The 12,601-nt window shown below is 66.0% G+C and carries 15 protein-coding genes; 11 read left to right on the plus strand and 4 right to left on the minus strand.

The genetic code is table 11. From position 1 onward, the window contains the following. Positions 1-152 precede the first annotated feature (152 nt). The gene (locus ArtHe_RS15065; protein WP_248317676.1) at positions 153-1,628 is read right to left on the minus strand and encodes an FAD-dependent oxidoreductase; all 1,476 of its coding nucleotides are present in this window, start codon (positions 1,626-1,628) and stop codon (positions 153-155) included. 198 nt (positions 1,629-1,826) lie between these two features. Here ArtHe_RS15065 and ArtHe_RS15070 point away from each other — a divergent pair, with 198 nt between their 5' ends. The 5 genes from ArtHe_RS15070 to ArtHe_RS15090 all read left to right on the plus strand — a co-directional run bounded on the left by ArtHe_RS15070 (position 1,827) and on the right by ArtHe_RS15090 (position 5,971). Beyond that, the gene (locus ArtHe_RS15070; protein WP_248317677.1) at positions 1,827-2,324 is read left to right on the plus strand and encodes a DUF4383 domain-containing protein; all 498 of its coding nucleotides are present in this window, start codon (positions 1,827-1,829) and stop codon (positions 2,322-2,324) included. 237 nt (positions 2,325-2,561) lie between these two features. Next, complete coding sequence (locus tag ArtHe_RS15075; RefSeq protein ID WP_248317678.1) at positions 2,562-3,638, plus strand: acyl-CoA dehydrogenase; 1,077 nt, start codon at positions 2,562-2,564, stop codon at positions 3,636-3,638. Beyond that, a complete protein-coding gene (locus tag ArtHe_RS15080) occupies positions 3,632-4,990 on the plus strand; it encodes a bifunctional PIG-L family deacetylase/class I SAM-dependent methyltransferase (protein WP_248317679.1) in 1,359 nt (452 codons plus the stop codon). The genes ArtHe_RS15075 and ArtHe_RS15080 overlap by 7 nt, the downstream gene beginning before the upstream one ends. Further along, positions 4,987-5,676 carry a glycosyltransferase family A protein gene (locus ArtHe_RS15085; protein ID WP_248317680.1) on the plus strand — a complete coding sequence of 230 codons (690 nt, stop codon included), beginning with the start codon at positions 4,987-4,989 and terminating at the stop codon, positions 5,674-5,676. The genes ArtHe_RS15080 and ArtHe_RS15085 overlap by 4 nt, the downstream gene beginning before the upstream one ends. Positions 5,677-5,731: 55 nt before the next feature. Then, entirely contained in the window at positions 5,732-5,971 is a 240-nt protein-coding gene (locus tag ArtHe_RS15090) for a DUF2630 family protein (protein ID WP_248317681.1), read from the plus strand. Between the two features lie 10 nt (positions 5,972-5,981). Here ArtHe_RS15090 and ArtHe_RS15095 read toward each other — a convergent pair whose 3' ends face one another. Together ArtHe_RS15095 and ArtHe_RS15100 are read right to left on the minus strand one after the other, a co-directional pair. Beyond that, positions 5,982-6,236 carry a hypothetical protein gene (locus tag ArtHe_RS15095; protein WP_248317683.1) on the minus strand — a complete coding sequence of 85 codons (255 nt, stop codon included), beginning with the start codon at positions 6,234-6,236 and terminating at the stop codon, positions 5,982-5,984. 2 nt (positions 6,237-6,238) lie between these two features. After that, positions 6,239-7,111, minus strand: coding sequence for a Ku protein (locus ArtHe_RS15100; protein ID WP_066300556.1), 873 nt, complete (start codon positions 7,109-7,111; stop codon positions 6,239-6,241). A gap of 196 nt (positions 7,112-7,307) precedes the next feature. Between ArtHe_RS15100 and ArtHe_RS15105 the strand changes: the two genes are divergently transcribed. From ArtHe_RS15105 to ArtHe_RS15115, 3 genes are read left to right on the plus strand one after another with little or no spacing between them, the layout of a single operon-like run. Beyond that, positions 7,308-8,699 carry an FAD-binding oxidoreductase gene (locus ArtHe_RS15105; RefSeq protein ID WP_248317684.1) on the plus strand — a complete coding sequence of 464 codons (1,392 nt, stop codon included), beginning with the start codon at positions 7,308-7,310 and terminating at the stop codon, positions 8,697-8,699. 41 nt (positions 8,700-8,740) lie between these two features. Then, entirely contained in the window at positions 8,741-9,199 is a 459-nt protein-coding gene (gene soxR / locus ArtHe_RS15110) for a redox-sensitive transcriptional activator SoxR (protein WP_248317686.1), read from the plus strand. A 33-nt stretch (positions 9,200-9,232) separates the two neighbouring features. Continuing rightward, complete coding sequence (locus tag ArtHe_RS15115) at positions 9,233-9,745, plus strand: flavin reductase family protein (protein ID WP_248317687.1); 513 nt, start codon at positions 9,233-9,235, stop codon at positions 9,743-9,745. A gap of 7 nt (positions 9,746-9,752) precedes the next feature. Here ArtHe_RS15115 and ArtHe_RS15120 read toward each other — a convergent pair whose 3' ends face one another. Further along, entirely contained in the window at positions 9,753-10,631 is an 879-nt protein-coding gene (locus ArtHe_RS15120) for a LysR family transcriptional regulator ArgP (RefSeq protein ID WP_248317688.1), read from the minus strand. A 71-nt stretch (positions 10,632-10,702) separates the two neighbouring features. Between ArtHe_RS15120 and ArtHe_RS15125 the strand changes: the two genes are divergently transcribed. The 3 genes from ArtHe_RS15125 (at position 10,703) to ArtHe_RS15135 (ending at position 12,555) form a co-directional block, all read left to right on the plus strand. Continuing rightward, positions 10,703-11,323 (plus strand): LysE/ArgO family amino acid transporter, encoded by a 621-nt coding sequence (locus ArtHe_RS15125; protein WP_248317689.1) that lies wholly within the window; start codon positions 10,703-10,705, stop codon positions 11,321-11,323. Between the two features lie 85 nt (positions 11,324-11,408). Further along, entirely contained in the window at positions 11,409-11,891 is a 483-nt protein-coding gene (locus ArtHe_RS15130) for a hypothetical protein (RefSeq protein WP_248317691.1), read from the plus strand. 73 nt (positions 11,892-11,964) lie between these two features. Next, positions 11,965-12,555, plus strand: coding sequence for a sugar O-acetyltransferase (locus tag ArtHe_RS15135; protein ID WP_248317692.1), 591 nt, complete (start codon positions 11,965-11,967; stop codon positions 12,553-12,555). Positions 12,556-12,601: the final 46 nt, after the last annotated feature.

Genomic DNA, 12,601 nt, shown 5'->3' on the forward strand with positions numbered 1-12,601 from the left:
GAGCGGTTTGAATACAAACAGGACCACCATATGAGTGCAGAGATTGGCTCCCCGGTCTTAAAACGGGGCTTTGCAGTATCTTGAGGGAATCTTTCGTATTTTCAGAGGATTGCTCAGGTGAACAGCCTTCTCAATCCGTAACACCCCGCATATTAAGCCGGGTCCAGGTCCCGGACGGCAGGTCCTTCCAGGAGTTCGCCCGTGGCGCTAAAGCGTGAGCCATGCAGCGGGCAGTCCCAGGAAGTTTCAGCGTCATTCCAGCTGAGGATGCCGTGCAGATGCGGGCAGATGGCGGACCGCCGGGTAGTCACCCCGTTGACCGTACAAACTGCCACCGGGGAACCGCCCTCCCTCACAACGACGCCGAGCCCCTCTCCTGGCGCGGTATGGGCGCTGCGGGCCAGCCCGCCAGCCCAGCCGCTGATCATCTGCAGGCCCACTTCGGCGTTGTCCTTCACCGTGGTCACGGCGTCCGGGACGCTGATCCTGGCTCTAAAGAGGTTCCCGGCAGGATCCGGCCCGCCCAGGATCCGCGAGGAGATTGAGAGGGCCGCCGCCGCACCGTTGGTCATTCCCCACTTGTTGAACCCGGTCGCAGCGTAGATCCGACGCCCCAGCACCGGGAGCTCTCCCACGTACGGGACGGCCGCCGCCGGCTGGTAGTCCTGCGCAGACCACTGATAATGCGCTTCCTCCACAGCAAAATGCTCCCGGGTCCAGCGGGAGATATCCGCCAGCCGGTCCCTGGTGTGGGCGGCCCGGCCCACCGGATGCCCATTCCCGCCAACCAGGAGGTATCTGCCGCCTCCTGCCTCCGCCGTCCGCAGTGACCTGGCCGGCTGATCCACGGAGAGGTACATGCCTTCCGGCACCGGACCGGCTACGGGGAAGGCTGCGGCGTAGGAACGCATCGGCTTCACGACGGCGAAGTATCCGCCGCGGTCCAGAATCGGAATTCCTGTTGCCAGGACGGCAGAACCGGCCTCCAGATCGCCCGCCGCAGTGATCACCCGTATCCGGTCGCCGGTATGCCTCACGTCCGTGACGCGGATTCCCTGCACCAGCACCCCCGACCGCCGCCTCAATTCCGCGGCAAGTGCACCCAGCGCTTCCACGGGGTGGAACTGCGCCTGGCCAGGGAGTTTCAGGGCAGCCTGGACGGGGAAGGGGAGTCCGGTTTCCGTGCTGCTTTGAACAGTCAGACCCGCAGCACGGCAGGCGTCCCGTTCGTCCGCCAGGACGGACGCGCCCTGGTCCGTGACGGCGTAGGTCCAGGCATCACGCACCTCATAACTGACACCCGCTTCGGTGCAGAACTGCAGCAGCCAGTCCTTCCCCCGCCGGTTTGCGTTGATGTATTCGGTAGCGGTTCCGGTGTTGTGATGCTTTGCCACCGTGGAAACCACACTGCCCTGCAGCAGGCTGATTTTTGCCGTCGTATGGCCGGTGGTGACCGCCCCTGCCTGCCGCGCCTCAAGCACCGCCACCCGGTGGCCGCCCCGGGCCAGCAGGACAGCACTCACCAGGCCGGTGAGTCCGGCTCCGACGACCACCGTGTCATAGGACGTGCCCGGGATGAAGGGGTCCGTGGGAATGGCTGGCGCGGTATCGATCCAAAGGGACTGCATGACGGTCCTTCCTGGGCGGGCCTCCAGCCCACAGGTTCGGAGGCCATCCGTCAAGGTGCCTGCCGGTCCCGGGCGCTGCGACCGGAGATGCTAAGTGTGCTTCCCATTTAGCAGCGTCTGTGCCACAGTTTAATGCGTACCATTACGGGCCTCCGTATGGCCGGAGTCCACACTCTCCGCCGGAGATAGGAGTTGGCCATGGCATACGCAAGCAGCAGTCAAGGGCTTTCCGCCCGAAGGACAACCGCCCAGGTGGCAGCCCTTGTTTTTGGCATTGTTTTCCTAGTAATCGGCGTCCTCGGTTTTATCCCCGGAATAACCACTAATTACAGTGCGCTCTACTTTTCCGGTTACGACTCCGAGGCCGTCCTGCTTGGAGTTTTCCAGGTTTCCGTGCTGCACAATGTGGTTCACCTCATCCTCGGATTCCTAGGGCTCTGGATGGCTAGAACCCACTCATCCGCCAAGACCTACCTCATCGGTGCCGGCGTCCTGTACCTGCTCCTGTTTATTTACGGGTTGATCATCCCGCTGAACGGGGCCTGGAACTTTGTGCCGTTTAACTGGGCGGACAACTGGCTGCACCTTGGTCTGGGAGCGGTGATGATTATTCTAGGTTTCGTCCTCGGGGATGACCGCGCCCGCAGTGGGGGCGGCAGCCGGGGTTCACCCGGAGAAGGCAGCATTCCCAACTAGCAGCGGGTTCACCGGAAGGCACGGCTGGAAAGCCGTGCCTTCCGGTGTGTTTTGGCGGCCACTGAGGTCCGGTAATTCAGTGTTACTTCAATTTCGGAGTCTTGCCCCCAGGTTGTAAATTAGGAAGCACCCTTAGAAAGGAGCTGGGTCCGTGCCGTATGAGCCGACTCTTGCTGTTCCCCGGGCATCGGGCCCCATGGCGACTTTCGCTGTGGACCGCGGCACCGGAGGTGCTGCATGATCAGTCCTGTCCAGCTCCGGCCAGAACCGCTTCCGGCCGCTGAGATGGACGCACTGGCGGACCTGGGTGCACTGGCCGTTGACACCAACGGTTCAGCCGTCGCGGCCCTCTCTCTGATCAAGCCCGCCACTGCTTTCGCGCCCCTTCCGGGGCAGGGGGCAACGTGCCGGCTCTGGGAGCTGCTGGCCACCCTCGGCGCGGCGGATCTTACGGCTGCCCGTGTGGTTGAACCGCATCTGGATGCCGCTGCCATTCTGGCTCAGGCCGCAGGGGGAGCGGCAGCGGGGACATATACAGCAGAAGGAATGGATCCCTCCGGTAGTACCTGGGGTGTTTATGCCGCAGAGTCACCGGACACGGTCCTGGTGGCGGAGATGCGCGGCGACGGCACTTGGCATCTGAACGGCACAAAGCCATGGTGCTCCCTGGCAGGTCAGCTGGACTACGCCGTAATCACCGCCCACACCGGGCCGCAGACCCGCCGTGCCTTCGCTGTCGACCTCCGGCTGCCCGGTGTCCGGCAAGGGCGCGGGCTGTGGGTCAGCCGGGGCCTGGCCTCGGTGGAAAGCACCGCGGTCGATTTCAGTAACGTTCCCGCCGTTCCGGTGGGCGGGGACAACTGGTATCTGGAACGCAGCGGATTCGCCTGGGGTGGGATGGGGGTGGCCGCCTGCTGGTACGGCGGCGCCGTGGGAGTTGCCCGCCGGTTGATCAGTGCCAGCCGGGACCGGAATCCGGATCAGATCGCCCACATGCTGATCGGCCAGGCGGATGCGTCCCTGCATGCTGCCCGCCGGGTGCTGGCCGCAGCAGCGGCGGACGTGGATTCCGGCCGGGCGGACGGCGCAGCCGGTGCCATCCTGGCCCATCGTGTCCGCGCCGTGGCAGCCGGGGCTGCTGAACGGGTGCTCGCAGCAGCCGCGCATGGATTGGGCCCGGGTCCGTTGACCGCCGACGAGGAGTACGCCAGGCGGGTTGCTGACCTGCAGGTTTATGTTCGCCAGCACCACGCTGAACGGGACGACGCGGCCCTGGGGAAGGCGCTCCTGGCGGACGGAGGAGAACCATGGTGACTTTCACGCATCAGGATCCGACCCGCACCGAGGAGGCCTGGCTGCCCCTGTTGAGAGGCGTGCCCGGCGTTCATGAGGTCCTGCCGGGGAATCCCCGGCGGCTGGTGGTCCTTGCAGCGCATCCGGACGATGAAACTCTGGGTGCCGGCGGGTTGATCGCGGCCATGGGAGCTGCAGGTGCAGTCGTCGACGTGGTTGTGGCAACGGCCGGGGAAGCCTCGCATCCGCACTCACCGACGCATACGCCCAGGATGCTGTCCACGCTCAGGGAGAAAGAGCTGGATGACGCCGTCGCCCAGCTGGCACCCGGGGCGGCAGTCCGCCTGCTGGGGCTTCCTGACGGCCAACTGAGTGCCCACCGTGAAGAGCTGGCCCAGGCCCTCAAAGCGGTCCTGGAAGAGCACGACGGCGAGACCTGGCTGGTGGCACCGGCACGGGCAGACGGACACACGGACCACGACACAGCGGGTGCCGTTGCCGCCGAGGTGGCCGAGACCGCCCGTATTCCGTTGCTGGAATATCCCATCTGGCTCTGGCACTGGGGCACCGCCCGGGATCTGCCCGAAGGGCTCCGGCTTTTCCCGCTGGATGCCGAAGCATCGGACCGCAAGGCGCGCGCAATGGCCGCGCACCGCAGCCAGGTAAGCCGGCTTTCGGAGGAGCCGGGAGATGAGGCGCTGCTGGCGCCCGAGATCCTGGCGCATTTCCAGCGGCCGTTCGAGAGTTTTATCGTCACGGCACCGCGCCCGCCGCGCAGGGTTTTCGATGACCTCTACTCTGCTTCGCAGGATCCTTGGAACTTCGAGGGCAGCTTCTATGAGCACCGCAAACGCGCACTAACCCTGGCCATGCTGCCGCAGGAACGTTTCCACTCAGTCTTCGAACCAGGATGTTCGATCGGTGTCCTTACCGCCGAGCTGGCCAGACGTGCAGATTCGGTGCTGGCCATGGACATCAGTGACCGTGCCTTGGACCTTGCCCAGGCGCGTCTCGCCGGGACCGGCGGCGTGGAGTTCGTCCAGGGGACCATTCCGGTTGACTGGCCCCGGGACACCTTCGATCTGGTGCTCATTTCGGAAATCGGCTACTTCCTGACTGCCGGCCAGCTGCAGGAAACAGTAAAGCAGGCAGCCGCCTCCCTGACGGAGGACGGTGTGCTGCTGCTGTGCCACTGGCGGCATCCGAATACCGGCTGGCCGCTGACCGGCGATACCGTGCATAACGCGTTCCGCACCGGCAGCGGACTGACGCTGCTCTCCGAGCACGTCGAAGCCGACTTCCGGATTGATGTCCTGGTCCCAGGGCCGGCCTCGTCGGTGCGCTCCCTGGCCCAACGAGAAGGGCTGCTGTGACCCCACGCCGCACCGGCGTCGTCATTCCAGCCCGTAACGAGGAAGAACTCCTGCCGCGTTGCCTGGCCGCAGTGGCGGCGGCCGTCGAAACAGCGGAAGCCGAAGGTCCCGTCCGGGTGAGCGTCGCCGTCGTTCTTGATTCCTGCACCGACGGCTCAGCTGAGGCGGCCGCGCAGGCAGGCGCCGGGCTGGGTCTGGAGCTGCACCTGCTGGAGACCAACGCTGGAATTGTCGGGGCAGCGCGGGCGCTTGGCGTCGACGCGATGCTGCGGGCGGGTGCCGGGTGGATCGCTAATACCGACGCTGACACCGTGGTCCCCGGCAACTGGCTGCTGACGCAGCATCAGCTGGCCGCCGCGGGGCACGGCCTGATCCTGGGCACCGTCGTGCCGGACGCCGCCGATCTGACCGCCGAGCACCTGAGCATGTGGCACTCACGCCATCAGCTCATCGAAGGCCATCCGCACGTGCACGGTGCCAACCTGGGTTTTTCCGCCGCGGCGTATTCCGCGGCCGGCGGTTTTAGGCCCGACGCGGCCCATGAGGACATCCAGCTGGCCGAACGAATGAAAGCAGCGGGTGTGGCCTGGATCGCCACCGACTGGATCCGGGCGGTGACCTCCGGGAGGCGTGACGGCAGAACACCCGAAGGGTTTTCGGGCTTTCTCCGGCAGCTGCTCAACTGATCCACCCAGGGAGCCGGCTCTGGTGCAGGACTACGCTGCTGGCTAGCGTGGGTGGATGGACACTTCAGAAATTCAGCAGCAGATCCAGGAACTGGTGGAGCGCGAACAGGCACTGCGCGACGCCGGTCCCGCAGCAGACCCGGAACAGCACGCCGAGCAGCTCCGCCGGGTTGGTGAACAGCTGGACCAGTGCTGGGACCTGCTCCGGCAGCGCCGTGCCCGCCTGGAGATGGGAGAGAACCCGGACGACGCGGCCGTGAGGCCCGTGAGTGAAGTCGAGGGTTACCGCCAGTAGGGCTGGGCCGTCAGCGGGTCAGTGACCGCACGAGCGCCGCGGCGCCTACTGTCCGGCGGAACGGGCTGCGGCCGCGGAAGGCTTCCCCGGCGGCCCACAACAGCATGGAGCCCTGGCTCGCCCGGTGCAGCAGGCTGCGGTAGCGCGGTGTGAGGGCCATGCCGGAGGCCGCGCCGAAACCGGCCCAGGCCAGCAGCGGCAGGTTGGGCACCTGGAAAACAGTCTGCCTACCGGTACGGTCGCGGAAGAATCTGGTGATGGCCATGCTTAGGCACCTTTCCTGGTTTTCTTGCCGGCGGACTTCGCCGCAGGCTTCTTGCCCCCGCTGTCCTTCTGCTCAGCGGACCCAGCCTTCCTGCCGCGGTTTTTCTCCACGCTGCGGCGCAGGGCCTCCATCAGGTCGAGTACCTTGCCGCCCTCTTCCTCGGGCTCTTCGCCAAAGGTTTCCTGGGTATCCAGGGCCTCACCCTTTTCCAGCTTGGCTTCAATCAGTGTGCGCAGCTGCTCCTGGTACTCGTCGGTGAAGCCGGAGGGATCGAAATCGGAGCTGAACGATTCCACCAGTGCCGAGGACATTTCCAGCTCCTTCGCCGAAATGCGGACGCTTTCTTCCAGGGAGGGGAACGCGGCCTCGCGCACCTCGTCCTCCCAGAGCAGGGTCTGCAGGGTCAGGACGTCGCCGCGGACCCGGAGCGCACCCAGCCGGCTTTTCTGCCGAAGGGAGAACTGGACGATCGCGGTGCGCTCGGATTCCTCCAGAGTCCGGCGGAGCAGCACATAGGACTTGGTGGACTTGGAGTCCGGCTCCAGATAATAGGTCCGGTCGAAGAGAATCGGGTCCACCTGGTCGCTGGGCACGAACTCCACCACCTCGATCTCCCGGCTTTTCTCCACCGGCAGCGATGCGAGGTCTTCGTCGGTCAGGACGACGGTCTGCTCGCCGTCGTCGTAGGCCTTGGCAATGTTCTTGTACTCCACCACTTCACCGCAGATTTCGCAGCGGCGCTGGTACCGGATGCGGCCGCCGTCCTTTTCGTGCACCTGATGGAGGCTGACATCGTGGTCCTCGGTGGCGGAATAGACCTTGACCGGCACGTTGACCAGCCCAAACGCTATGGCACCCTTCCAGATGGCTCTCATGTACCAAGTGAACACCAAGCAGGCTGAGAGTTACCAGACTTTGGCGCGCGCGGGCGCGGGTGCGGACGGCACGGTCTTTCCCGCCCACCCTTGGCGTGCGCGGAGAGCGTGCATACCCTGTGAGCAGATTTCCGGTGCTCAGGCCGGGCGTATCCGCCAGCACCGAAGATGACCACCGCAACCGCCGGGAGCAGCCATGATCCAGGAACCAGACCTTGAAGCACTCCGCGGCAGCGTCCGCGGCATCGTGAGCCTGCCCGGTGACGCCGCCTACGCGGAGGACACTGCGTCCTACAACCTGGCCCAGGTCCACCGGCCAGACGCAGCCCTGGGCGTGCTCGACGCCGGTGACGTTGCCGGCGCGGTGGCATGGGCCGCGCAGCGCGGCATCCCCCTCGCGGTGCAGGCGACCGGGCACAGCGTTGCGGCGCCCATGGACGAAGGCCTGCTGATCAACACCTCACGCCTGCAGGACGTCGCAGTGGACCAGACGGCGGGGACAGTCACAGTGGGAGCGGGAGTCCGGTGGTCCGCTGTCCTGGACCAACTGGTGCCCCTGGGACTCACCGCTGCCCATGGGTCCAGTTCGCGCGTGGGAGTAGTCGGCTACACCCTCGGCGGCGGGCTCCCGCTGATGGGCAGGTCCCTCGGATTCGCTGCGGACCATGTGCGCAGCCTTGAAGTCGTGACACCGGACGGAACAGTGCGCCGCGTCGATCCGGACCAGGAGCCGGAACTGTTCGCCGTGCTGCGCGGTGGAAAGGGCAACTACGGAATAGTCACGGAAATGACCTTTGGGGCAGTCCCGCTGGGGGACTTCTACGGCGGGCAGATGGTGTTCCCGGAAGCAGCCGCCGGAGACGTGCTGGAGGCTTTCCGGCAGTGGGCACCTGGCCTGCCCCACGAGGCATCGGCGTCCCTGGCCTTTATGCACCTTCCGGATGTTCCGTTCGTTCCGGAGGAGCTCCGGGGAAGCGCGCCGGTCCTGCTGCGCTTTGGGTTTTTTGGCGGCCGGGAAGAGGGCGGGGCCCTGATCGGGCCGATGCGTGCGCTTCCGCTGCTCAGGGACACCGTTGGCCCGATGGACTACGGGGCCGTGGATTCCATTCATGACGATCCCGCGGGTCCGATGCCCAGCATGGAACGCGGCATGCTGCTCGCTGACTTCAGTGAGGAGGGTGCAGCGGAACTGCTCCGGCACATCGGTCCCGGCTCGGACACGCCCCTGGTGATGGCCGAACTTCGCCTGCTGGGTGGAGCCCTGGCCGCTGATCCCGCGGTACCGGACGCAGTATCCGGCCGGAGTGCCGGCTTCCACCTCTTCATCCTTGGGGTTCCGGGGCTCCCTGCGGAGGATGCCGTCGAGGCAGCGCTGGTGCGCCTCGCCACGGGTTTTGAACCCTACGCCGCCGGCAGCCTGATCAACTTCCATGGACCCGCAGGTGACGAACAGGACAGGGCCCGCGCGTGGGAACCGGAGGCCTACGAGCGGCTGCGCTCGGCCAAGGCCGCCTGGGATCCGCAGAATCTCTTCCGGTACGGCCATTCCGTCCCGCCCCTTGGTTTAATGGACTCAGCAACCGGCTGAGCTGCAGCCGGCGGTGTCGGCAGGCAGGGCAGTGCAGGTATATGGACGGACAAACCCGGGTTCCCGGTGAACTGACAGTAGGACAGGTCGCTGAACGCAGCGGAGTGGCCGTTTCCGCCCTGCATTTCTATGAGCGGCAGGGCCTGATCCAGAGCCGCCGGACTGCGGGAAACCAGCGCCGTTTCGACCGCTCCGTACTGCGCAGGGTGGCGGTTATCCGTGCTGCCCAGCGGGCCGGTATTCCCTTGTCGCATATTGCCTCCGCCCTCGCGGAACTACCTCACGACGGCGTTCCGGACCAGGCTGACTGGCAGCGCCTCTCCATGGCCTGGCGCCAGGACCTCGACAGCCGGATCCACCAGCTTGAGGCCCTGCGGGACCGGTTGGGCGGCTGTATCGGCTGCGGCTGCCTGTCCCTGGCCGAGTGCAGCTTCGTCAATCCGGACGATGCTTCCGGGCTGCATTCGCACGGTGCGCCCCTGCTGGAACCGGAGATTTGACCTCAACTATTGTTGAGGTTCTACGCTTGAGGTATGACTTCAACGGCAGTTACCAACCCTGTGGTGGATGAATTCAAGGACGCGTTCCGGGGCCACCCCGCCGGCGTCGCGATCATTACCGCCGCAGGGCCCACCGGGCCCGTGGGATTGACGGCGTCCTCAGTCACCTCGGTGTCCGCGGTTCCGCCCATCCTGGCGTTCTCGCTGGCCTCGACCGAAGGCTCGGCTGGTGTTATTGCCGCCGCCGGCACCATCGTGGTGCACCTGCTCGGCGCCGAAAACGCCGGGCTGGCTGCCCTCTTTGCCGCGCGTGGGACGGAGCGGTTTGGGCCGGACCTGGAATGGGAAACACTGCCGGGCGGCGAGCCGCTGCTCAAGGGGGTGCCCCGGGCGCTTGTCTGCCGGGTGCTGTCCCTCACCCAGGCGGGCAGCTCGACGCTGATCGCCGCCGCTGTGCTGGAAATTCACACCGGGCCGGCCGCCGCGCCCCTGGTTTACCACGACCGGACCTACCACCGGCTGAGCGGGGAGTCTGCCCTGCAGTGAATCACTTCTAGGCCAGTTCCCGAGCCGCAGCACTGGTCAGCGCTCCGGCAACCCGGGAGAGGGCCGGCAGATCCACCCGCCACTGCTGCCAGAACAGCGGGACATCCAGGGTTCGCCCGGCCGCGAGCAGCACCAGCGAACCGTCGGCCAGCAGCGGTGCTGCCTGCAGATCCGGTAGAACAGCCCAGCCGAAGCCCAGCCGGGTTGCCTGCAGGAAATCCCAGGATGCCGGAACGAAATGGTGGGGTGGGGCGAGGCCGGGCCCGAAGCAATCCGACAGGAACCTCTGCTGCAGGGAGTCTCTCCGATTGAACACCACCATGGGTGCCGCAGCGGCGGAAACGCGGGTCCATCCTTCAGTCAGCCAGCGCCGGGCGAAGTCCGGGCTGGCCACCGGCTGGTAGCGCATAATGCCCAGCGGCTGCACCGAGCAGCCCTGCACCGCTGTGGAACTGGAGGTTACGGCCCCCATGGCGGTGCCATTGCGCAGGCTCTCGGCTGAGTAGTCCTGGTCCTCCAGGGTGAACTCGAAGCTGATGTCCTGCAGGGGCGCCAGGGCCGGCAGGACCCATGTGGCCATTGAATCCGCGTTGATGACCAGCTGGACACGGGGCCGGCCTGCATATTCGTCCAGTCCCAGCCGCCGCGCGGCGTCGCTTTCCAGGGCCGCCACCTGCCGGGCCAGCCGCAGCAGGACAGCCCCAGGTTCCGTGACTGCGGCTGGCCTGCCGCGGCGGACCAGGACAGCACCCACCTGCTTCTCCAAAGCCTTGATCCGCTGGCTGATCGCCGAGGGGGTGATGTGCAGGGAGGCAGCTGCCGCTTCGAAACCGCCGTGGTCGATCACGGCGGAAAGGGCACGCAGCTGCTCGGAATTCAGATCCACATTAGTAATTCTAAACTTTCGTTAGAAGTTTTAGTTGGATTCATGAGGTTGGCACCGCCTAGCGTCAAGGGGTGAGCACAGTAGATATATCCCCCTTCGTCACCGGCCTCGGCAGCGGCCTGGCCCTCATTATCGCGATCGGGGCGCAGAACGCCTTCGTGCTGCGGCAGGGCATCCGCCGGGAGTACCTGGTCCCGGTCCTCACCGTCTGCATCCTCAGCGACGCGGTGCTGATCCTGCTGGGTACGGCGGGGATTGGGAAACTCACGGAAACCGCCCCGCTGGCCCTGGACGCCATCCGCTGGGCCGGAGCCGCTTTCCTGCTGGCTTATGCGGTGCTGTCCTTCAAACGTGCCCTTCGGCCGGCCGCACTGGAGGCAACCGGCGGGGGCCGGGGCACGCTTGCCGCGGCGGTCCTCACCTGCCTGAGCCTGACCTGGCTTAACCCGCACGTCTACCTGGACACCGTGGTGCTGCTCGGCTCCCTGGCCTCCTCCCATGGCCCGGACGGCCGGTGGGTCTTCGCGGCCGGAGCCGTCGCGGCCAGCACCCTGTGGTTCAGCGCCCTCGGGTTCGGGGCGCGCCTCCTGGCCCCCGTGTTTGCCCGGCCCGCCGCCTGGCGGGTCCTGGACCTGGCTATCGGTGTTTTTATGGTGGTCCTGGCACTCAGCCTGGTTGGCAGCTCCCTGTAACGGGGCTCCGGAAACCGGAGCGGAACGGTGGTAGTCTCCCGGTAATCTGCGGCCGTTGGGGGCGGCATCAAAAGGGGGAGCAGAAATGGGGACATCACAGGCAGCGGTACGGCGTGCGCACTGGCGCCGAAACGAGGTTTTGGCGGGGTGGGCTGCCCTCTCTGCAGCGGGTGCCCTGGCGCTGGGCGGCTGTTCGGCGCCGCCGCCCCCGTTCGGCATTTTCGACGCCGACGCCGGCGAACAGGACATTCTTCCCAGCTGGGTGAGGCTGGAAACCGGCGGCGACGAGGTCCGGTACCTCACCACCAGCGGGACGGAGCGTTACTACGTTTCCCGCAGCAGCACCGACCACTGCCTGGTCATCGTTTTCGAGGACCGGGATGAAAGCTGGTCCGCCGGGTGCAGCGGCGGGCTCGGGCAGGGCCTGGTCCTCGCCCACAGCGTCCCCGGAGCCGGCACAGCAGCGCTGGTGGTGGATGGCTACACCGACCGGAATGACATAACCGAAGAAGGATGGCAGCAGCTGCACGAAAACGTGCTGGTCAAAGGCGGAATGTCCCTCCCCTGACATTTTCCTCAGCCTGCCTGACAGATAGGTTTGAAGGGAGTGATTTCTCTTCAGAAAGTCCGGAAGGAGTGCCATGACCGACTACTTCGAGGGAGATAACCGGTCCATGCGGGAGCGGATGCAGGCAGGAGACCTGTATATCGCCGACGACGCGGAACTGGCCGCAGACAGCCGGCGGGCCATCTCCCTGGCCGACCGCTACACCCGCCTCTGGCCGCAGGAACCGGAGGCAGCCGCAGGACTCCTGAACGAACTGCTCGGAGCACTTGGCACAGGCTCCGAGGTGCGGCCGCCGCTCTACGTCGATTACGGCAAATACATCAGCATCGGCGCACGGACCTTTATTAACTACAACTTCACCGCCCTGGACGTCGCACCCATCACCATTGGCGACGACGTGCAGATCGGACCGAATGTCCAGCTGCTGACCCCCACCCATCCGCTCGAGCCGGGACCCCGGCGGGACAAGCTGGAGGCCGCGAAGCCGATCACCATCGGGAACAACGTCTGGCTCGGCGGCGGAGTGATCGTCCTGCCGGGGGTAACCATCGGAGAGAACACAGTGGTGGGTGCGGGCGCCGTCGTCACGAAGGACCTGCCGGCGAACGCCGTCGCCGTGGGCAATCCGGCCCGCGTCGTCCGGGAACTGGACACCAAACCCTAGGGCAATCATTGCCTACAGTGGGGATACCGGCGGGAAGGACCGTTTC

Source organism: Arthrobacter sp. Helios (assembly GCF_023167125.1).
In the GTDB taxonomy this organism is placed as follows: domain Bacteria; phylum Actinomycetota; class Actinomycetes; order Actinomycetales; family Micrococcaceae; genus Arthrobacter_B; species Arthrobacter_B luteolus.